This is a genomic window from Micromonospora sp. SCSIO 07396 (assembly GCF_053667945.1).
Map to the genome: position 1 here is coordinate 2395564 of NZ_CM132210.1, position 19357 is coordinate 2414920.

Genomic DNA, 19357 nt, shown 5'->3' on the forward strand with positions numbered 1-19357 from the left:
GGCCACCGCACTCGGGCGAAAGGTCGGACGGTGCACCCCCACCGTCGTGAAAGGCTTCTGCCATGACACGTGTGTCCGCCCGCGGCAGCGGGCGTCGGACGACACCACCGCGGCTGCGTGCCGCACTGCTCTCGATCGCCACCGGCGTGGTCGCCGTCGGCACCACCGTCGCCCTCGCCGCCAGTGCCAGCGCCGGCACCACCCTCGGTGCCGCCGCCGCCGAGACGGGCCGCTACTTCGGCGCCGCGGTGGCGGTGAACAGGCTCTCCGACGCCGTCTACGTCGGCATCCTGAACCGTGAGTTCACCTCGGTGACCGCCGAGAACGAGATGAAGTGGGACGCCACCGAGCCCAGCCCGAACCAGTTCACCTACGCCGGCGGCGACAAGCTGGTCAGCCACGCCGAGGCCAACGGGATGCGGGTCCGTGGCCACACGCTGGCCTGGCACCAGCAGCAACCACGCTGGACGGCGGTCCTGTCCGGCACCGCGCTGCGCAACGCCATGCTCAACCACGTCACCCAGGTCGCCACCCACTACCGGGGCAGGATCGACGCGTGGAACGTGGTGAACGAGGCGTTCGCCGACGGTGGCAGCGGTGGGCGTCGTGACTCCAACCTGCAGCGCACCGGCAACGACTGGATCGAGGCGGCGTTCCGGGCCGCCCGCGCCGCCGACCCGGGCGCGAAGCTCTGCTACAACGACTACAACACCGACGGGCAGAACCCGAAGAGCAACGCCGTGTACGCCATGGTCCGGGACTTCAGGGCCCGGGGCGTGCCGACCGACTGCGTCGGCTTCCAGTCCCACGTCACCGCCCAGTCGCCGGTGCCGTCGGACTACCAGGCCAACCTCCAGCGTTTCGTCGACCTCGGCGTCGAGGTGCAGATCACCGAGCTGGACGTCGAGGGCTCCGGCAGTGCCCAGGCCGACAGCTACTCCCGCGTGGTCAGGGCCTGCCTGGCGATCTCCCGCTGCACCGGCATCACCGTCTCCGGCATCCGGGACACCGACTCGTGGCGGGCCAGCGTCACCCCGCTGCTCTTCGACGGCAACGGCACCAAGAAGGCCGCGTACACCTCCACGCTGGACGCGCTCAACGCGGGCGGCACCACCGTCCCGCCGACCACGCCGCCGCCGACCACCACCCCACCGCCCACCACGCCCCCGCCGCCTCCTACCACGAGCCCGCCGCCCGGTGGTGACTGCGCCGCGTCGGTGTCGGTGAACGCCTGGTCCGGCGGCTTCGTGGCCACCGTCACGGTCACCGCCGGCCCGGCCGGGCTCGACGGGTGGGTGGTCGACCTGACCCTGCCGTCGGGCGTCACCGTCACCAACGTGTGGAGCGCGCAGAACACCGGCACCTCCGGTGACGTCAGCTTCCGCAATCTCGGCTACAACAGCGCCGTCGGTGCGGGAACCGGCACCGAATTCGGTTTCCAGGGCACCGGCAACGGTCCCACCGGCGCGGCGACCTGCGCCCGCCCCTGACCGGCCACCCGGGCGGCGGGTGCCGGGCAGTCCTGCGGTCGGCGGGCCGGACGGGTGGCGGGCGGGTCAGACCGCGGTCACCGGATGCCGGACTACCCCGTCGAAGAGGTACCCGAGGTCGTCGACCCCGGCCCGGTCGGCCTGACCACGGCCGGTCACGCGACCAGGGCGGCGCGGGACACCCCGTCGGCGCGGGCCTGGCCGGCCAGCCACTGCCGGGCCCGGCGGGCGTCGTGGTCGGCCTCGTCGTACGACAGAACGGTGGACACCGGGGCTCCTTCGGCTCGGCGGCGACAACTCCTATTGAATCAGTAGGAGTTGCGACCGGGGGAGAACCACTGGCCCACCCGGGCCGGGGCCATTCGGTCAGATCGCGGCGGCCAGCGTCACCACCCCCGCCGCGACCAGCACCCCGGCCCAGAGCCGGTCCACGTTGAACCAGGCCCGGCGCAGCACCCCGACCCCCAGCACCTCGTACACCAGCAGCGCGACGGCCGACGCGACGGCCAGCATCGCCACGGTGTGCGCCCCGGCGGCGGCCAGTCCGGTCAGCGCGCCGGCCGGTGCCGCCCCCAGGTGCCCGGCGTGACCGCCGGCCGGTGGGTCGGCCAGCAGCACCGGCAGCAGCATCAACCCGGCGCCGTGCGCCGACGACATCAGGAACGACCAGCCGGCGACCTGCGCCGTCGACATCCGTATCCCGGCCCAGCGGAAGTGCCGCCGCGACAACAGCCGCCACAGCCCGAACCCGACCAGCACCGCCCCGCCGGTCACCGTCAGCGCGGTGCTGGCGGTGACCGAGCGGGTGGCGCAGACCAGCGCGGCGACCACCGCCACCGAGGCCAGGTGACCGGCCGCGACCGGAGGCAGCGCGGCCAGCAGTGCCGCCCGGCGACGCTCCTGCAACCCCCGGGCGACCGCGAGGAGCCACCCCATCGCCGGGTTCAGCCCGTGGAACGCGCCGAGCGCCGCCACCGCCAGCAGGGTCCGCCCGGTCACGGGAAGCAGTACGAGTCGGAGCTGGCGTCGCCGCCCTGCAACCGGGTCTGGTGCACCCGCAGCCCCCGGAACTGCTCGCCGTGCGGGAAGAACCGCACGTCCGGGGTGAGCCCGCCGCGTTCCGGGTCGACGTCCAGCTTGGCGAGCCACGCGCCCACCCCGTCGGGATAGAACTGGTCGTCCCAGGAGCCGTAGAGCGAGTTGCTGACGTAGACCCGGCGGCCGTCCCGGCTGACCTCCACCATCTGCGGACCACCGGCCAGGGGCTCGTCCGGAGCGGCCGGGTGGGCCGTGCGGGCCACGATGCCGCCGAGGCGCACCGAGCCGACCAGCACCGGGTGGAACGGGTCGGTTACGTCGTATTGGCGCAGCTCCCCGGTGCCCCAGCAGGAGACGTAGAGGAACCTGTCGGCCACCGACAGGTCGATGTCGGTGACCAGCGGGGGGACCGCGCCGAACGGCTTGAGCAGGTCGGGCAGACTGGCCGGGTCGGCGGGCTCGGCGGGAATGTCGATCACCCGGGTCACCGCCCACGGCGCGCCCGCGCCGTCGCCGTCGCGGTGCCACAACCAGACCGACGCCGACAGGTCCTCGACGCTGATCACCACCCCGACGAAGCCGTACGACCGGGTCGGGTCGTGCGCGGGACGCAGTTCGAGCGCCATCTGGTACTGGTCGCCGAGGTCGACCCGCTGCACGTGCCGGCGCTTGGCGAGGTCCCAGAAGTGGATCGCGTGCCCGTATTTCCGTCCCAGCAGCAGCTCGCCGACGATGCCGTCCTCGATCATCGATGGGGTTCCCCACTCGCTGGTGACCAGGACGTCCTGGGTGAGGTGCCACCACACGTCGTACGCCAGGAACTGCGGGCCCCGGTCGGCTTCCCACGCCCGACGGACGGCGAAGGTGGTGTGGTCGAGCACGGCGATCCCGCCCGGACCCTCGGCACCGTCGACGCCGCCGAGCGCCGACAGGTAGATGCCGTCCGGGCCACAGTGCACGGTGTGCGGGCGGGAGTAGCCGGCCTTCTCGGCCAGTTCCTGCGCGCCGATCACCTTCACCAGCTGCGGGGCGCGCGGGTCCGGCCGGGTGTCGAACACGTGGATGCGTGACGACCGCAGCCCCGGCACGATCAGGTAACGCCGCTCGACGTGCGGGTGCGGGGCGGTCGGGCAGAGCGAGCTGCTGCACGCGTTCCAGCCGAAGTGGTGCAGCTCGTCGCCGGTGTATGGCAGGTCCGTCCAGCCCACCACCCGGCCGTAGTCGGCGGACTCCGGATCGGTGTCGAGCACGACGATCGCGTCGGGCCGCTGCGCCGTACGGTCGAACGCCGCGACGTAGGCTAGCTTCTCGACGGGCGCGGTGGCCGCCTCGCGGGGGGAGGGGTAGAAGCTCGGGTCGGGTGTCCAGCGGGTCATCGTCATCTCCGGGATCAGGCGGCGGGTACGCCGAGGCGGTCGAGCAGCCGGCGACGCAACGCGCCGAAGGCGGGCTGTTCGGGGGAGCGGGCGGGGCGGTCGGCGGCGTGCCCGGCGGGGCCGAGGTCGACGACGATCTCCTCGGCGATGACGCCCCCGTCGAGCAGCAGGATGCGGTCGGCGAGCAGCAGCGCCTCCTCGACGTCGTGGGTGACCAGCAGTGCGGCGAAGCCGTGCTCGGCGCGCAGCCGCCGCAGCAGGGACTGCATCCGCAGCCGGGTCAGCGCGTCGAGCGCCCCGAACGGCTCGTCGAGCAGCAGCAGGTCCGGCTCGCGGACGAGCGCGCGGGCCACCGCGACCCGCTGCGCCTGACCGCCGGACAGTTCCGCCGGCCAGGCCCGGCGGCGGTCGGCCAGCCCCACCTCGGTCAGCGCCCGGTCCACCCGGGCGCGCACGTCGGGGCCGGTCAGCCCCAGCGCGACGTTGTCGCCGACCCGCTTCCAGGGCAGCAGCCGGTGTTCCTGAAAGACCACGGCGGCGGTGCCCCGCACCCGGGTCTCGCCGGTGGCGTCGGCGTCCAGGCCGGCGAGGATCCGCAGCAGGGTGCTCTTGCCGGAGCCGCTGCCGCCGAGCAGCGCCACCACCTCACCGGCGGCGATGGCCAGGTCGACCCCGGCGAGCACCGGCCGGCCGTCGAAGGCCCGCCGCACCGTGCGGGCGGTGAGCACCGCCGCCGCGCCGGCCGGGCCGGTCGTCCCGCCGGTCACCGCGTCGTGCGGGCCGGTCACCGCGCGTGCGGCGTCGTCCGCCCCGCCGGTCAGGTCGCGCGCAGGCCGCGTCGCCATGTCAGGGTCTTCCTCTCCAGGATCCGCAGGGCGAGGTCGGACAGCAGCCCGAGCAGCGCATAGATGACCAGACCGAGCACCACCACGTCGGTCTGGCTGAACTCCCGGGCCTCCATCATCAGGAAGCCGACGCCGGTCTGGGCGTTGACCTGTTCGCCGACGACGAGGCTGAGCCAGGCCGCCCCGATCGCCAGCCGCAGCCCGAGGAACAGCGACGGCAGCGCCCCGGGCAGCACCACGTGCCGCAGCCGCGCGGCCGGCCCCAGGCCGCAGGTGCGGGCCGCCTCGACGAGCCGCTCGTCGATGTCCCGGATGCCGGCGTAGGTGTTGAAGTAGATCGGGAAGAACACCCCGAGCGCGACCAGGGTGATCTTCAACGACTCGCCGATCCCCACCCAGATGATCAGCAGTGGGACGAGCCCCAGGTGGGGCAGCATCCGGGCCATCTGCACCGGCGGGTCGACCAGGTCGTCACCGAGGCGGAGCAGGCCGGCGGCGGCACCGAGCACCAGCGCCAGCACCCCGCCGAGCAGCAGCCCGATGCCGGCCCGGGTGAGCGAGTCGAGCAGGTGGACGCCGAGGGTCCCGTCGCCGGCCAGCCGTACGCCGGTGGTGAGCACCCGGCTCGGTGCGGGCAGCTTGTCCTCGGCGAGCAGCCCGGCGCGGGCGGCGGCCTCCCACCCGGCGACGAGCAGGACCGGGCTGACCAGTCGCCACCGGCGCCGCCCGGCCCGACGGCGCGGGCCGGCGTCGGGTGGGGCCGGGACGGCGGCCGGTGGCGCGGTGACCACCACGGTGGTGCTCACTGGAACACCGCGCTGAACCGGTCGTCCACCCGACCGGCGATGTCGACCGGGCCGGGGACGAGGTCGAGGGTGGTGAAGCCGTCCGCGATGGCCTGGAGTTCGACGCCGACGGCGGGGGTGACCGGGGCCAGCGGGCGGGCGCTGCGGGCCAGCGCCCGGGTGGTGACGTCCAGCGGGATCTTCAGCTCGGGGGCGAGCACGGTGGCGCGTTCGGCCGGGTTGGCGATGCCCCAGTCGGTGACCTTCCGGTACGCGGTGAGGAAGGCGCGGACGTCGTCGGTGCGGTCCCGGACCACCTCGGGGGAGGCCAGCACGTACTCCCGGTTGCTGGCCAGGCCGGTGGCGTCGGCGAGGACCTTCACCCCGGGCTGTTCGGCGAGGGCGAAGTACGGGTCCCAGATGATCCAGGCGTCGACCTGGCCGTTGTCGAAAGCGGGTCGTCCCTCAGCCGGCTTGAGGTACTTGACGTTGATGTCCTTCAGCGTCATGTTGTTCGCCGCCAGTAGCCGGACCAGCAGCCAGTGCACGTTGCTGCCCTTGTTCAGCGCCACGGTCCGGCCGCGCAGGTCGGCGAAGGTCCTCAGGCCGCTGTTCTGCTTGACCAGCACCGCCTCGCCCTGCGGGATCGGGGCCGAGGTGCCGATCACCGAGAAGGGGATCTTCGCGGCGGCGGCGAAGACCGGGGGTGCCTCGCCGACCTGTCCGATGTCGATCGCGCCGGCCTTGAGCGCCTCGGTCAGGGCCGGGCCGCTCTCGAACAGCGACCACTGCGCGTCGGGTGCGGCGTTGCGGGCCTTGACCAGGCTCAGGCCGCCGAAGCGTTGGTAGCCGATGCGCAGCGGGCCCTTGCCGGCCTGCGCGTCGGCGGCGTCGTCGGCGCAGCCGGTGACCCCGCCGACGGCGACCAGGGACAGGGCGGTGAACAGGGCGGTGGCCAGCCGGCGCAGGCTCCTCGGCGGGGTGGGCATGTCGGCTCCTCGGGAGTGGACGGTGTGCTCGCGACGCCGCAGGTCGGCGGCGCGCAGTAACCTACCAAGCCGATAGGTTTTATGGGTAGCCTGTCGTGGTCGTCGTCCCATCCCTCAGGAGGACCCCCGATGTCGCTGACCTTCCACTGGTTCCTGCCCACCTACGGCGACAGCCGCGACATCGTCGGCGGCGGCCACGGCGTCGCGGTCGGCACCGCCGGTGGGGCCCGCCCCGCCACCGTCGCCTACCTCGGGCAGATCGCCCGCAGCGCCGAGCAGCTCGGCTTCGTCGGCGCGCTCACCCCGACCGGGGCGTGGTGCGAGGACGCCTGGCTGGCCACCGCCATGCTGGCCGAGGTCACCGAACGGCTGAAGTTCCTGGTCGCGTTCCGCCCCGGGCTGCTCTCACCCACCCTCGCCGCCCAGATGGCCGCCACCTTCCAGCGCCTGTCCGGCGGCCGGCTGCTGCTCAACGTGGTCACCGGTGGGGAATCCACCGAGCAGCGCGCCTACGGTGACTTCCTCGACAAGGACGCCCGATACGCCCGCACCGACGAGTTCCTGCACGTCGTGCGGTCACTGTGGCGGGGCGAGACCGTCGACCACGCCGGGGAACACCTGCGGGTCGAGGGCGCCCGGCTGGCCCGGCTGCCCGACCCGGTGCCCCCGGTCTACTTCGGTGGCTCGTCCACCGCCGCCGGCCCGGTGGCTGTCCGGCACAGCGACGTCTACCTGACCTGGGGCGAGCCGCCCGCCCAGGTGGCCGGCAAACTCGACCGGATCCGCGCCCTCGCCGCCGACGCCGGCCGGTCACCGCGCTTCGGTATCCGCCTGCACGTCATCGCGAGGGACACCGCCGAGGCGGCGTGGGCGCAGGCCGGGCGGCTGCTCGACGGTATCGACGAGGCTGACATCCGGGCCGCCCAGGAGGGGCTGCGGCGCAGCGAGTCCGAGGGGCAGCGCCGGATGCTCGCCCTGCACGGCGGCAGCCGCGACGGGCTGCAGGTCGCCCCGAACCTCTGGGCCGGGGTGGGGCTGGTCCGGGGCGGGGCCGGCACCGCCCTGGTGGGCAGCCACACCGAGGTCGCCGACCGGATCGCCGAGTACCACGCGCTCGGCATCGACGAGTTCATCCTCTCCGGCCACCCGCACCTGGAGGAGGCGTACTGGTTCGGCGAGGGGGTGCTGCCGATCCTGCGGGCCCGGGGCCTGTGGCGGCATCCGGCGGGCGACCCGGTGACCGAGGCGACGGCGAGCATCCCGTTCGCCCCCCCAGCCGGCCCGCGTCTGACCCGACCCGCCGGCTGACCCGACCCGCCGGCTGACCCGACCCGCCGGCTGACCCGACGCCGCCGGCTGACCCGACCCGCCGGCCGGCCGGGCGCGTCGGGTCGGTGCCGGCCGGCGAGGAGGGGGGCGTTCCGCCCGCGTGGCGGTCAGGACCCGGTCGTCGCGGCGCGCTCGCGGTTGGCGCGGATCTCGTCGTGGTGGTCGGCGGCCCAGCCGATCAGCGAGGTGACGATCTCGTGCAGACCGCGGCCCAGCGGGGCGAGGGCGTACTCGACGCGCGGCGGGACCTCGGCGTAGGCGGTGCGGGTGATCAGGCCGTCCTGCCCGAGCTGGCGAAGGGTGAGGCTGAGCATGCGCTGTGAAATGCCGGGGACCTGCCGTTGCAGGTCGGTGTAGCGCAGCGGTCCGGACTCCAGGACCGCGATGATCAGCAGGCTCCACTTGTCGCCGACGCGGTCGAGGGTCTGGCGGATGAAGTCCATGTGTTCGGCAGGGATGGCCGCGCAGGGCCCGATCGCCGCCGCCCCCGCCGTCGCCTCTGTTCCGTCGGCCAACTCCATGACGCACATTCCTCTCCGGCACGCACACCGGTGTGCCTTTTGTATCGCCTCCCATGCTGGCCTACCGTTGCGCTACGCACAACTCGTAGGAAAAGGAGGTACGCGATGAAAGTGGATATTTGGTCCGAGGTGACCTGCCCCTGGTGCGGCCTCGGGAACCACCGGGTGACCAAGGCCATCGAGCGGTTTGAGCATGCGGACGAGGTGGAACTGGTCCACCACTCGTTCCCGCTCAGCAGCAGCTTCCCCGAGGGGGACACCTTCCCCGTCCGCGAGGCCCTGCTCCGCCGGCACGGTGTCGGCGGCAGCCAGGCCGAGACCTCGACCCGGCGGATCGAGAAGCTCGCCGCGAGCGAGGGGCTGACCCCGTACCAGGTGCTGGACAACACGGTGGGCAACACCGACCTGGCGCACGAGTTCCTCGCCCACGCCAGCGCCCAGGGCAGGAACCGCGAGGCCTGGGACGCGGTCTTCACCGCCTACTTCGGCCGGGCCGAGCCGGTCTTCTCCTCCGACGACCTACTGGGGCTGGCCGACGAACTCGGCCTGGACCGCGAGCAGACCCGCCAGGCCCTCACCGACCGCCGCTACCGCCGGCAGGTCCGCGACGACGCAGCCCGCGCCCGACGCCTGGGGGCGACCGGCGCGCCGTTCATCGTCGTCGACGACCGCTACGGCGTGTCTGGTGCCCAGGACAGCGACAGCCTCCTTGAACTGCTGCGCACGGTCTGGAACGACAGTCACCCCCGCACCGGTCGCGCCGGTGACGACCCGGTCTGCGGATCGGACGGCTGCGCCGTCCCCCAGCGCGCCTGATCCCGGCTGCCCCACCGCGCGGGCTCTGCCCTGACCGGTCGACCGACCGCCTGACCCACCCGGAACCGAGCGAAAGGCATCTGATCACCATGAGCACGAACCTCCTGGTCCTCGGCGGCAGCGGCCGCACCGGCGCTCACGTGCTGGCGTACGCGGCTGGGCGCGGCCACCGCGTCCGCGCGCTCGTCCGCGACCCCGACCGGGTGCAGGCACCGGCCGGCGTCGAGCTGATCCGGGGCACCCCGGCGGCCATCGACGACATCCGCCGGGCCGCCGAGGGCGTCGAGGGGGTGATCAGCGTGCTGAACAACGCCCGCGCCTCCGACAACCCGTGGGCCAGGCCGGTCAGCCCGCCGATGTTCATGACCACCGCCGCCCGCCACACCCTCACCGTCATGGGCGAGCAGGGCATCCGCCGGATCGTGTTGACGTCCACGCAGGGCGCGGGCGACGACTGGGCCCGGCTCAACCCGCTGGTCAGGGCGTTCATCAAGCGGTCGAACATCAGGACGGGCTTCGAGGACCACGCTGGCGTCGAGCGGGTCGTCCGCGCCGCGTCCGGCATCGACTGGACCCTGGCCCGCGCCGTGACCCTGACCGACAAGCCCGCCGGTGGTCCCGTACGGGCCGCCGAGGCCGGCACCGAGAAGCCCGGCGCGCGGATCAACCGCGCCGACCTCGCCCGGTTCCTCGTCCGGACGATCGAGGACGACGCGTGGATCCGCGCAGCGCCTCTGGTCTGGAACACCCGCGGCTGACCCGTCCCGTCGGGATGCGGGTGGTCCCGCCATCAGCCGGGGCGCTCCGCCTCAGGTGCTGGCCAGGAAGTCGGCCAGCACCCGGGTGTGGGTCGAGAAGGCCAGCTCGACCGGCTCGGTGAGGACCAGCCACTCGGTGGCCTCCTCGGTCGGCGTCGACGGGGGGAGCTGCGCGGCCGGCCGCTCCGGCAGCGCCCCGAAGATCATCATGGTGCCGCCGTGCGGGGCGCCGTGCACCGCGAACAGCCGGGCCCGCTGCGCCTCGTCGACCAGCCCCGTCTCCTCACGCAGCTCCCGGACCAGCGCCTCGGACCACTCCTCGCCGTACTCGACGAAGCCGCCGGGTAGGGCGAGTTGCCCCCGGGCCGGTTCGATGTCCCGGCGTACCACCACCAGGCCGAGCCCGGCGTCGGTGCGGACCGGCAGCAGCGCCACCGCGACCGGGGTGGGGTTGCGCCACACCGTCTGCCCGCAGGCCACGCAGAGCCGGGGCCAGCCGGCGTCCGGCGGGTAGGCCGCCCCGCAGTAGTGACAGTGCGTGTACGGCAGGACGGTCATGCCGCCGCACGTTACCGCCCCCGGGCCGCCCGGCTCAGGGCAGGTCCGCTGTCGACCGGGCGGGCCGCCCGGGGCCGGACGGCCGCTCGTCGCGCAGCATCTCCCGGGCCTCCATCAGGGCGAACCCGAGCAGGTTGAGCCCACGCCAGCGGGCCGGGTCCTCGGCGCGCGGGTCGTCGGGAGCCAGCCCGACCCCCCACACCCGGTCGACCGGGCTGGCCTCCACCAGCACCCGGTCCCCGGTGCCCAGCAGGTACGCCCGCAGGTCGGCATGCTGGCCGAACTTGGCCAGGCTGCCGGCCAGCACGACGGCGTACCGCTCGGCCTCCCACACCGCCTGGTCGAACCGGCGGACCTGGCGGCCGACCGCCTTGGCCTGCTGCGGGTGGCCGGCGGCGAGCACCCGCTCGCCGGCCTCGGCGTCGTCGAACAGCAGCGCCTTGCGCCACATCATCCAGTGCTCGGCGGTGGCGAAGCGCCGCCCGTCGACGGTGAACGACGCCGGCCACCACTGGCTCAGGCAGCTGCGGCCCACGCTGCCGTCCCGCTGCGGCCGGTGCCCCCAGAAGCAGAGGTAGCGCACCCGCTGCCCGGCGCGGTGCAGGGCGAGGACGTCTTCGGCGCGGCGCATCGACATACCGCCCAGTCTGACCGCCGGCACCGGCAGCACGCACCTGGGTTACGCCGGGCCGGGCGACCCGGCGCGACCCGTACCGTCAGGCCGGCGGCGCGCCGGTGTACGCGGCGATGGTGCGGGCGGCGGCGGCCCGGGCGGCCTGCGGGTCGGTGCCGCCGGCGATGTCGGCCTCGGCCCACGCCCCGCCGCTGAGCGTCATGAAGCGTCGCCCGTCCTCGGAGCCGATCCACTCGGCGGCCTGGTCGGGGGTGACGCCGCCACCGTCGGCGTCGAGGTGGCTGGCCAGACCGAGCAGGCCGGAGTCCCAGCCGACGCCGACCGCGCCGGGGCCGTACTCGGTCCACCGGACGTCGTCGACGTGGGCGACGTGTTCCAGGGTGAACCGGGTCCGCTCGTCGGCCTCCGGGGTGAGGTGGACCTCGATCCAGCTGATCTCGTCGCCCATCTCCCAGGTGGCGGCGAAGCTCTTCGGCGGGTCGCAGCGCTGCACCACGCCACCGGCGTTGCCCTCGAACTGGTAACGGCCGTGCAGCCGCAGGTCGCCCGAGATCGGTAGGAACCAGCGCGGGATGCGGTCGGCGTTGGTGCAGGCGTCCCAGAGGTCGTCCAGCGTCGTCGGGTACGTCTGGCTGATGGTCAGCACCCGCGCCTCACCCGCTTCGAGGCTGCGGCTGCCCACGGTGCGTCGTACGGCGCTGATCTGGTGGCTGGTCTCGATCATGAAGTGCTCCGGTGCTCGGTCGGGTCGTCGGTCGTGGTGTGCGCCCGCCGTTCGCGCCGACCCCGGGCGATCTCGGTGGCCAGGGCGTCCAGGGCCGGCGTCCAGAACCGGCGGAACCCCTCCAGCCACCTGTCGACCTCCCGCAGCGGGGCGGGATCGACCGCGTAGAGCCGACGGGCGCCCTGCGGGCGGACCGTGGCGAACCCGTTGTCCCGCAGCACCTTGAGGTGCTGCGAGACGGCGGGCTGGGTGATCCCGAACTCCTCCTGGATGACCGCGCAGACCCCGCCGGCGCTCCGCTCGCCCTGCGCGAGCAGTTCGAGGATGCGCCGGCGCACCGGGTCGCCGAGGACGTCGAAGGCGTGCACGGTCCCCTTTGTATCAGGCATCACTTATATAAGCAATCAGCCAAGTCGAGCGGCGACTGCGGAGCGTAGCTCGGGCAGCCGGTCGTGCAGCAGCCCCGGGCACTGGGTGCTGGCGAAGTCCTTGTGGCCGTAGATCTGGTTGGCCGGGATGCCGTACTGCTGGCAGGTGAACGCGCAGAACACCACCAGGCTGTCCCACAGCGCCTGCGGCGGCTGCACGTCGACGTAGATCCCGTCGTTCTCGATCCCGATGGCCTGGCTGTTCTGCCCCACGCAGTGCGCGCCCTGCACCATGGTCTGCCCGTGCAGCAGCGCGTACAGGCTGCCGTGCCGGCCCTCGGTGAGGTGGCCGCCCCGGCTGTTGGTGAAGTGCTGCCCGGAGTCCAACCAGCCGTTGCCGTCCATGTGCAGGTCCTGGATCTCCCGCGAGTTGGCGTACGCGTGGGCCAGGCTGTAGTCGGTCGAGTTCGGGAACGCGGTGTGGTGCACGATGATCTTGTTGGGTCGGCTGCCGACCACGCTCACCGGCGACGACGGCGGCCGGGCCCCCCAGGTCGCGCAGTTGGCGATCACCGGCTGGTCCACCCGACCGAGGGTGACCCGGCCGCCGGCCGACGTGCCGCCGGTGGTCAGGGTCGGGTCGACGGGGGAGTGGCCCACCGTGGCGGCGCTTGCGGCGGATCCGCCGAACGGGGTCGGCGCGAACGCCCCGGCGGTGCCGAGCAGGACCGCGCCGCGCAGCACGCTGCGCCGGGACACGGGTACGGACATGGCAGGCTCCTCGGGTGCTCCGGGGGTGGGCGGGGTCAGCAGGGGCCGTTGCAGGCCAGCACCCGGAGCCGGTCGAGGGTGCCGTTCCAGACGTTCTGGTCGCCCGGGAAGACGCCCGACGACGCCCACTGCCAGAAGGAGTACGTGGCCCAGCCGGCCGGCAGCGTGCCCACCGTGCCGGCGTACCGGGCGAGCCAGAGCGGGTTGGTGGCGGCGAACCCGCTGTAGTTGCCGGTGCAGGTGGTCCACCAGTCGGTGGTGGTGTAGATCGTCGCCCAGCGCCCGGTGCGGGCGTAGTACTGGTTGACGAAGGAGGCGATCCAGCTGCGCATCGCGCTTTGGCTCAGCCCGTAGCAGGTCGCGCCGTAGGGGTTGTACTCGATGTCGAGCGCGCCGGGCAGTGTCCGGCCGTCCTTCGACCAGCCGCCGCCGTGGTCGACGAAGTAGTTGGCCTGGGCGGCGCCGGTCGAGGTGTCCGGCCGGGCGAAGTGGTACGAACCCCGGATCATCCCGACGGTGTACGACCCGTTGTACTGCTGGGCAAAGTACGGGTTGGTGTAGTAGGTGCCCTCGGTGGCCTTCACGTAGGCGAACCGGGCACCGTTGTTCCAGGCGGCGGACCAGTTGACGTTGCCCTGATAGCTGGAGACGTCCATGCCGGGCAGGCCGGCCGGGGCGGCGGCGGCCGGGGTGGCGACGCCGAGGGTGGCGGCGGCGACCATGGTGGCGGTCGCCAGCAGCGTGCCCGTGACCGTACGGAGACGGTTCATCCTTCCTCCCTGGGGGATGCCGCATGGTTACGGCGGGAGCGACGAAAGGAACTGTCAGGTATTAGGTCACGACCGGAGATAGTTTTCAATAGATTGAATCAAGATTATCTATTCCTGTACGTGCCGTTGCCGGCTGTGCTCCCGACAATCCGGTTCGGGCGGGCCGACCGGTCCCCGGGTCAGGCGGCATGGTGGGCGAGGACCTCGGCCGCCGCCCGTTCGCCGGCCAGCACCGCGCCCTCCAGGTAACCGGCCCAGCGGGTCGCCGTCTCGGTGCCCGCCCAGTACACCCGCCCCACCGGCCGGCGCAGCTCGGGACCGTAGTCCCGCCACGAGCCGGGGGTCAACGCCCCGCAGAAGCAGCCCCGGGTCCACTCGTCGGCCGACCAGTCGTACTCGACGAGGTCGTCAGCCTCCGCGGCGGCCGGGCCGACCAGCTCCACCAGCGCGGCCAGCACCGCAGCCCGTCGCCGGCCCGGCGACAGCCGGCGCAGCTCCCGGGCCTGCCGGCCGTAGCTGAACGCGGTCAGCACCCCACGCCTCGAACCCGGCGTCGAGTTGTCCACCGTCTCGGTCAGCGGCCCGTCGGTCGACGTGGTCACCCCGGAACACCCGTCGGCCCGCCAGAACGGCGTCGGGTAGACCGCGTGCAGCTTCAGCGCCGACCCCATCGGCATCCGCTGGGTCAACGCGTCGCGCAGGGCCGGCAGCGCCGGTGAGTACGCGATCCGGCCCGCCAGCGCCGGGGCCACCGCCACCACCGCGGCCTGCGCCCGGTACGCCCCCTCGTCGGTGTACGCCACCACCCCGTGACCGTCCTGGTGGACCGTCCGCACCGGCGCTGCGGACCGTACCGTCCCCGCCGGCAGCGCCGCCGCCATCCGCTCCGCCAGCAGGGCCGGCCCGCCCACCAGCCGATCCTGCTGTGCGCCCCCGGCCATCCCCAGCAGCAACCCGCTCCCGCCGCCGCTGCGCAGATAGAACAGCACCTGCAACAGCGACACCTCGTCCGGGTCCACCGCCAGCAACCCGCCGGCGATCAGCCGCCCCACGTACCGGGCAGTCACCGGATCGGGCGCGGCGGCGCCCAACCAGCCGCCGAGGGTGAGCCGGTCCCACTCGTCCGCCCGCGCCGCCCGCCACGGGGCCGCCGGGTCCACCTCGGCGGAGAGGTCGTCCAGCAGGCTGACCGTCTGCCGGACCGACGCCGGCGGCGTCTCCCGCGACCGGCCGTCCCAGCGCACCACCGGCCGGCCCTGCGCGGCCGACGGGAACGTGGTCAGCCCGTGCTCGGCCACCAGGGCGGCCATCCGTTCCTGGGTCGGGCCGATCCACTGCGCGCCCAGGTCCAGCGCCGTGCCGTCGTCCAGCCGTCGGGTCGCCACCCGCCCCCCGACCCGGTCCCGCGCCTCCAGCACCACCACCCGCGCCCCACCCCGGCACAACGCCGCCGCCGCGGCGAGCCCCGAGAACCCCGCACCGACCACCACCACCCGCACGACCGGGCATACCCCGCCGCCGACCCGCTATGCCCAGCCCAGCCCAGCCCAGCCCAGCCCAGCCCAGCCCAGCCCAGCCCAGCCCAGCCCAGCCCAGCCCAGCCCAGCCCAGCCCAGCCCAGCCCAGCCCAGCCCAGCCCAGCCCAGCCCAGCCCAGCCCAGCCCAGCCCAGCCCAGCCCAGCCCAGCCCAGCCCAGCCCAGCCCATGATCAAATTGCCGAAATACAGACGACACGCCGGGGAGAGTGCAACAAATCGCAATACGATCTTGAGGCTCCATAGCAGGGTTCCGGTGGACCTGGGGGTTGTCCACAAGGGGGGTCCGCGTCCACAGGGAGAGGGTGGAAGGTGGAGGTGGTGCGGGTCGGGAGGGCAGCCTCGGGACATGAACCCGGTCCTGCGATCCCTCGTCGAGCAGGGCGGTGGCGTGCTGACCCGACGAGCGGCGGTGCAGGTGGTTCCACCCTGGGTGCTCGCCCACGCTGATCGCGTCGGCCAACTCCGACAGGTCCTGCCCGGCGTCTACGTCGACGCCGCCGTCGTTCCCGCCGCTGCCCACCCGGCTGGTGGTTCGACCTTTCCACTGCTCGACGTGGCCCATCGCATCCGTGCGGCGCTCGCCTGGGCGCAGGGGCGCGCGGCGCTGGGTAGCCTCACCGCGCTGGCCGCGTGGGGTGTGCGCGGCCAGCCGGCCGGGGAACCGGTGTGCCTGAACGTGGTCGCCGGCTCCGGGCTCCGTACCCGGGCGCACCTGAAGATCCACCATCGAGAGGGTTTCGCCCTGGTCCCACCCCAGGTGCTGATTCGGGGTGGTCGTCCGGTGGTGCGGTTGGAGCGGGCGTTGGTCGACGCCTGGCCGCTGCTGCCCGTGCCGGATCGCCCCGCCCCGGTGATCAGGGCCGTCAACGACCGGCTCACCACCCCGGCACGGATCGCGTCGGCGCTCGCCGCCGTGCCGAGGCTGACCGGCCGTGCGCAGCTGCGTACCCTGCTCGACCGACTCGCCGCCGGATGCCGCAGTCCGCTGGAGATCTGGGGACACGACCACGTCTTCACCGGCCCCGGGATGCCCGCGTTCCGCAGGCAGGCCCGGATCGTCGTCGGCCGCCGCACCATGTACCTCGACGTGTACGCCGAGCGGGAGCGGGTGGACATCGAACTCGACGGCGCGACGACCCACGGCGATCCCCGCCAACGCGAGATCGACCTGCGCCGGGACGCCCTGCTGGCCACCGTCGGCATCCTGGTGGTGCGCTTCGCCCGCCACCGCCTGATCCACGAGCCCGACGCGGTCCGCCACGAGGTACGCGCCATCCTCGCCACCCGCCGCGATGCGGCTGCTAGGTGACCGGCGCGCCGGCCGATGACTCACGCGTCGCCGGGCCAGCCCGCGCCGCCGCTGGTCGGCGCACCGGCCCCGACTCCCTGGCCTGCGGGCTCCCGGATCGCGGGCCCTCCTCCAGGATCCGACATGCGCGGAACCCGGTCGAGCTGCCGGCCGAGTAGCGGCCGAAGCGCGAGTCGGGCAGGGCTGGGCCAGGCAGGGCGGGGTCGGCCGCTACTCGGGCTGGGCTGGGTCGGCCGGGCTGGGTCGGCAGGGCTGGGCCGGGTGGGGCTGGGTCGGCCGCCACTTGGTCGGGCAGGGTCGGTGGGCCGGGTCGAGCTGGGCAGGGCGGGTCGGGGTCGGGTGGAGCGGGTGACGCGGGGCGCAGTCAGTCGCGCAGGGTGCGCAGGATGCGGGTGAGGTCGGCGTGGTCGGTGGGGGGAAGGTGACCGAAGAAGCGTTCCGCTTCGGCGCTGCGGGCCGTCCGGATGGCCGCGCCGACCCGGGTTCCCTCGTCGGTCGGCGCGACCAGGGTCGCCCGCCGGTCGGCCGGGTCGGGACGGCGCGCGACGAGCCCGCGTTCCTCCAGGCCGTCGACGACCTCGGTGGTGGAGCGGGGCGCGATGTGCAGGTGCTCGGCGAGGGCGCTGAGCCGCATCGCGCCGTGCCGGGTCAGCACCGCGAGGGCGCGGGCGTGGCCGGGGTTGACGTCCCAGGGTTCGAGGGTACGTCGGGACTGGTGACGCAGCCGACGGGCCACCGCCCAGAACAGCTCGGCCAGGCTCTCCTCGGCCGGGTCGGTCGGTGGCCCGGCGCAGCGTGCGGCCGGATCGGTTGGCGGGTCGAATGTCGCGCCGGTCACCGGAATACGGTAGCAGGAGTCGCTGTTGTTCCCTCATGATGAGGTAACCTCAGTAAACATCCCCGGACGGAAGAAGGACCCCCTTGGACACCACGCCAACCCACCGGGAGGGCCGCGGCGGCGCCCCCCGGACCGTCAGTGCCGCCGAGAAGTCCCAGGCCCGCAACGTCTCGCTGCGCCGCATCGGCCGGCTGTTCACCGCGTACCGTGGTCAGTTGGCCGTGGTCACCGCGATCATCGTGGTGTCGTCGGTGGTCGCGATGGCCTCGCCGTTCCTGCTGCGGGCGGTGATCGACCGGGCCCTGCCGGAGCGTGACCTGACCCTGCTGGTCTGGCTGGTCGCCGGCATGATCGCCGTGGCCGCGGTGACGGCCGTGCTCGGCGTGGCGCAGACCTGGATCTCCACCCGGGTCGGGCAGTTGGTGATGCACCGGCTGCGCACCGACGTCTTCGCCCACCTGCACCGGCAGTCGATCGCGTTCTTCACCCGCACCCGCACCGGTGAGGTGCAGTCGCGGATCACCAACGACATCGGCGGCATGCAGACCGTGGTCACCTCCACCGCCACCTCGATCGCGTCCAACCTGACCACGGTGGTCGCCACGCTGGTCGCCATGGTGGCGCTGTCCTGGCGGCTCACCCTCGTCTCGCTGGTGGTGCTGCCGCCGGCCATCTGGCTCACCCGCCGGGTCGCCGCGATGCGCCGCGAGATCACCGCCCAGCGCCAGCGGGAGTTGGCCGACCTCAACGTCACCATCGAGGAGGGGCTGTCGATCAGCGGCGTGCAGCTCAGCAAGACCCTCGGCGCGGGCGGCGCGCTGATCGACCGGTTCACCGCCAGCTCGGCCCGGCTGGTCGACCTGGAGCTGCGCTCGGAGCTGGCCGGCCGGTGGCGGATGGCCACCATGACGATCATCTTCGCCGCCATCCCGGCGGTCATCTATCTCGGCGCGGGGCTGCCCGGCACCGCCGGCACGCTCAGCATAGGCACCCTGGTCGCCTTCACCGCCCTGCAGGGCGGGCTGTTCCGGCCGCTGATGGGGCTGCTCAACGTGGGCGTCACGCTGACCGCCTCGCTGGCGCTGTTCGCCCGGATCTTCGAGTACCTCGACCTGCCGGTGGAGGTGGACGATCCGGCCCGGCCGGTGACCATCGACCCGGCCCGGGTGCGCGGTCACCTGCGCGTCGAGGACGTCACCTTCAGCTACCCGGGCAGCGACACCGCCGCCGTCGCCGGCATCAGCCTCGACGTCCCGGCCGGCACCAGCCTCGCCCTGGTCGGCGAGACCGGCTCCGGCAAGAGCACCCTCGCCGCCCTGGTCAGCCGGCTGCACGACCCCGACGCCGGCCGGATCACCATCGACGGCGTCGACCTGCGCGACCTGCGGCTGACCGACCTGGCCGCCGTCGTGGGCGTGGTCAGCCAGGAGACCTACCTGCTGCACACCACGATCCGGGAAAACCTGCGGTACGCGCGCCCCGACGCCACCGACGCCCAGCTGGAAGAGGCCGCCCGCGCCGCGCAGATCCACGACCTGATCGCCGCCCTGCCCGACGGGTACGACACGGTCGTCGGCTCCCGGGGCCACCGCTTCTCCGGCGGCGAGAAACAGCGCCTGGCGATCGCTCGTACGCTGCTGCGCGACCCCCGGGTGCTGGTGCTCGACGAGGCGACCAGCGCGCTGGACACCGAGACCGAACGGGCCGTGCAACGGGCCTTCGACACCCTCGCCGAGGGTCGTACGGTGATCACCATCGCGCACCGGCTCTCCACGGTGCGCCACGCCGACCAGATCGCGGTGCTCGACCACGGCCGGATCGTCGAGTCCGGCACCCACGAGACGCTGCTGGCCCGCGCCGGCCGGTACGCCACCCTGGCCGGCTGACCCGGGCGGGCAGG

20 protein-coding genes are annotated in these 19357 nt (G+C 73.6%); 6 read left to right on the forward strand and 14 right to left on the reverse strand.

Features of this window, described 5'->3' with window-relative positions; translation table 11 throughout:
* Positions 1-62 precede the first annotated feature (62 nt).
* Positions 63-1490 (forward strand): endo-1,4-beta-xylanase, encoded by a 1428-nt coding sequence (locus ACWCHM_RS10055; protein WP_454222188.1) that lies wholly within the window; start codon positions 63-65, stop codon positions 1488-1490.
* 366 nt (positions 1491-1856) lie between these two features.
* Here ACWCHM_RS10055 and ACWCHM_RS10060 read toward each other — a convergent pair whose 3' ends face one another.
* From ACWCHM_RS10060 to ACWCHM_RS10080, 5 genes are read right to left on the reverse strand one after another with little or no spacing between them, the layout of a single operon-like run.
* A complete protein-coding gene (locus ACWCHM_RS10060) occupies positions 1857-2489 on the reverse strand; it encodes a hypothetical protein (protein WP_454222189.1) in 633 nt (210 codons plus the stop codon).
* Complete coding sequence (locus ACWCHM_RS10065; protein ID WP_454222190.1) at positions 2486-3904, reverse strand: selenium-binding family protein; 1419 nt, start codon at positions 3902-3904, stop codon at positions 2486-2488. The genes ACWCHM_RS10060 and ACWCHM_RS10065 overlap by 4 nt, the downstream gene beginning before the upstream one ends.
* 14 nt (positions 3905-3918) lie before the next feature.
* On the reverse strand, positions 3919-4749 hold the full coding sequence (locus ACWCHM_RS10070) for an ABC transporter ATP-binding protein (RefSeq protein WP_454222191.1): 831 nt from the start codon (positions 4747-4749) through the stop codon (positions 3919-3921).
* A complete protein-coding gene (locus ACWCHM_RS10075; protein ID WP_454222193.1) occupies positions 4722-5555 on the reverse strand; it encodes an ABC transporter permease in 834 nt (277 codons plus the stop codon). Before ACWCHM_RS10075 ends, ACWCHM_RS10070 begins: the two co-directional genes overlap by 28 nt.
* Positions 5552-6523 carry an aliphatic sulfonate ABC transporter substrate-binding protein gene (locus ACWCHM_RS10080; RefSeq protein ID WP_454222194.1) on the reverse strand — a complete coding sequence of 324 codons (972 nt, stop codon included), beginning with the start codon at positions 6521-6523 and terminating at the stop codon, positions 5552-5554. The genes ACWCHM_RS10075 and ACWCHM_RS10080 overlap by 4 nt, the downstream gene beginning before the upstream one ends.
* Before the next feature lie 129 nt (positions 6524-6652).
* Here ACWCHM_RS10080 and ACWCHM_RS10085 point away from each other — a divergent pair, with 129 nt between their 5' ends.
* Positions 6653-7831 (forward strand): LLM class flavin-dependent oxidoreductase, encoded by a 1179-nt coding sequence (locus ACWCHM_RS10085; protein ID WP_454222195.1) that lies wholly within the window; start codon positions 6653-6655, stop codon positions 7829-7831.
* Positions 7832-7959: 128 nt separating this feature from the next.
* Here the strand turns inward: ACWCHM_RS10085 and ACWCHM_RS10090 are convergent, their stop codons facing one another.
* A complete protein-coding gene (locus tag ACWCHM_RS10090) occupies positions 7960-8373 on the reverse strand; it encodes a winged helix-turn-helix transcriptional regulator (protein WP_204960530.1) in 414 nt (137 codons plus the stop codon).
* 105 nt (positions 8374-8478) lie between these two features.
* Here ACWCHM_RS10090 and ACWCHM_RS10095 point away from each other — a divergent pair, with 105 nt between their 5' ends.
* Positions 8479-9189 carry a DsbA family oxidoreductase gene (locus ACWCHM_RS10095; protein WP_454222197.1) on the forward strand — a complete coding sequence of 237 codons (711 nt, stop codon included), beginning with the start codon at positions 8479-8481 and terminating at the stop codon, positions 9187-9189.
* A gap of 89 nt (positions 9190-9278) precedes the next feature.
* Positions 9279-9947: an NAD(P)-dependent oxidoreductase gene (locus ACWCHM_RS10100; RefSeq protein ID WP_454222198.1), complete on the forward strand. Its 669-nt coding sequence runs from the start codon at positions 9279-9281 to the stop codon at positions 9945-9947.
* Between the two features lie 51 nt (positions 9948-9998).
* Here the strand turns inward: ACWCHM_RS10100 and ACWCHM_RS10105 are convergent, their stop codons facing one another.
* The 7 genes from ACWCHM_RS10105 to ACWCHM_RS10135 all read right to left on the reverse strand — a co-directional run bounded on the left by ACWCHM_RS10105 (position 9999) and on the right by ACWCHM_RS10135 (position 15271).
* Positions 9999-10505 (reverse strand): NUDIX domain-containing protein, encoded by a 507-nt coding sequence (locus ACWCHM_RS10105; RefSeq protein ID WP_454222200.1) that lies wholly within the window; start codon positions 10503-10505, stop codon positions 9999-10001.
* Between the two features lie 34 nt (positions 10506-10539).
* The gene (locus tag ACWCHM_RS10110) at positions 10540-11142 is read right to left on the reverse strand and encodes an NADAR family protein (protein ID WP_454222201.1); all 603 of its coding nucleotides are present in this window, start codon (positions 11140-11142) and stop codon (positions 10540-10542) included.
* A 79-nt stretch (positions 11143-11221) separates the two neighbouring features.
* A complete protein-coding gene (locus tag ACWCHM_RS10115) occupies positions 11222-11863 on the reverse strand; it encodes an SRPBCC family protein (RefSeq protein ID WP_454222202.1) in 642 nt (213 codons plus the stop codon).
* Positions 11860-12231 carry an ArsR/SmtB family transcription factor gene (locus tag ACWCHM_RS10120; RefSeq protein WP_204922997.1) on the reverse strand — a complete coding sequence of 124 codons (372 nt, stop codon included), beginning with the start codon at positions 12229-12231 and terminating at the stop codon, positions 11860-11862. The genes ACWCHM_RS10115 and ACWCHM_RS10120 overlap by 4 nt, the downstream gene beginning before the upstream one ends.
* Positions 12232-12267: 36 nt before the next feature.
* Positions 12268-13002, reverse strand: a complete 735-nt coding sequence (locus ACWCHM_RS10125) for a peptidoglycan recognition protein family protein (RefSeq protein ID WP_454222203.1) — start codon at positions 13000-13002, stop codon at positions 12268-12270.
* A 35-nt stretch (positions 13003-13037) separates the two neighbouring features.
* Positions 13038-13772, reverse strand: coding sequence for a lysozyme (locus tag ACWCHM_RS10130; protein ID WP_454222205.1), 735 nt, complete (start codon positions 13770-13772; stop codon positions 13038-13040).
* Positions 13773-13951: 179 nt separating this feature from the next.
* Positions 13952-15271: a flavin monoamine oxidase family protein gene (locus ACWCHM_RS10135; RefSeq protein WP_454222207.1), complete on the reverse strand. Its 1320-nt coding sequence runs from the start codon at positions 15269-15271 to the stop codon at positions 13952-13954.
* A 385-nt stretch (positions 15272-15656) separates the two neighbouring features.
* On the opposite strand from ACWCHM_RS10135, the gene ACWCHM_RS10140 reads away from it, so the two are divergent.
* Positions 15657-16619, forward strand: coding sequence for an endonuclease domain-containing protein (locus tag ACWCHM_RS10140; protein WP_421488222.1), 963 nt, complete (start codon positions 15657-15659; stop codon positions 16617-16619).
* Positions 16620-16983: 364 nt separating this feature from the next.
* Here the strand turns inward: ACWCHM_RS10140 and ACWCHM_RS10145 are convergent, their stop codons facing one another.
* A complete protein-coding gene (locus ACWCHM_RS10145) occupies positions 16984-17376 on the reverse strand; it encodes a MarR family winged helix-turn-helix transcriptional regulator (protein ID WP_454223053.1) in 393 nt (130 codons plus the stop codon).
* Positions 17377-17540: 164 nt separating this feature from the next.
* Between ACWCHM_RS10145 and ACWCHM_RS10150 the strand changes: the two genes are divergently transcribed.
* A complete protein-coding gene (locus ACWCHM_RS10150) occupies positions 17541-19343 on the forward strand; it encodes an ABC transporter ATP-binding protein (protein WP_454222208.1) in 1803 nt (600 codons plus the stop codon).
* Positions 19344-19357: the final 14 nt, after the last annotated feature.

Excerpts from the sequence above, each read along its gene's own strand:
- ACWCHM_RS10140 (WP_421488222.1), top strand. The coding sequence starts at position 15,657 with ATGAACCCGGTCCTGCGATCCCTCGTCGAGCAGGGCGGTGGCGTGCTG.
- ACWCHM_RS10085 (WP_454222195.1), top strand. The coding sequence starts at position 6,653 with ATGTCGCTGACCTTCCACTGGTTCCTGCCCACCTACGGCGACAGCCGC.
- ACWCHM_RS10080 (WP_454222194.1), bottom strand. The coding sequence starts at position 6,523 with ATGCCCACCCCGCCGAGGAGCCTGCGCCGGCTGGCCACCGCCCTGTTC.
- ACWCHM_RS10115 (WP_454222202.1), bottom strand. The coding sequence starts at position 11,863 with ATGATCGAGACCAGCCACCAGATCAGCGCCGTACGACGCACCGTGGGC.
- ACWCHM_RS10095 (WP_454222197.1), top strand. The coding sequence starts at position 8,479 with ATGAAAGTGGATATTTGGTCCGAGGTGACCTGCCCCTGGTGCGGCCTC.
- ACWCHM_RS10130 (WP_454222205.1), bottom strand. The coding sequence starts at position 13,772 with ATGAACCGTCTCCGTACGGTCACGGGCACGCTGCTGGCGACCGCCACC.
- ACWCHM_RS10070 (WP_454222191.1), bottom strand. The coding sequence starts at position 4,749 with ATGGCGACGCGGCCTGCGCGCGACCTGACCGGCGGGGCGGACGACGCC.
- ACWCHM_RS10055 (WP_454222188.1), top strand. The coding sequence starts at position 63 with ATGACACGTGTGTCCGCCCGCGGCAGCGGGCGTCGGACGACACCACCG.
- ACWCHM_RS10125 (WP_454222203.1), bottom strand. The coding sequence starts at position 13,002 with ATGTCCGTACCCGTGTCCCGGCGCAGCGTGCTGCGCGGCGCGGTCCTG.
- ACWCHM_RS10065 (WP_454222190.1), bottom strand. The coding sequence starts at position 3,904 with ATGACCCGCTGGACACCCGACCCGAGCTTCTACCCCTCCCCCCGCGAG.
- ACWCHM_RS10105 (WP_454222200.1), bottom strand. The coding sequence starts at position 10,505 with ATGACCGTCCTGCCGTACACGCACTGTCACTACTGCGGGGCGGCCTAC.
- ACWCHM_RS10100 (WP_454222198.1), top strand. The coding sequence starts at position 9,279 with ATGAGCACGAACCTCCTGGTCCTCGGCGGCAGCGGCCGCACCGGCGCT.
- ACWCHM_RS10090 (WP_204960530.1), bottom strand. The coding sequence starts at position 8,373 with ATGGAGTTGGCCGACGGAACAGAGGCGACGGCGGGGGCGGCGGCGATC.
- ACWCHM_RS10110 (WP_454222201.1), bottom strand. The coding sequence starts at position 11,142 with ATGTCGATGCGCCGCGCCGAAGACGTCCTCGCCCTGCACCGCGCCGGG.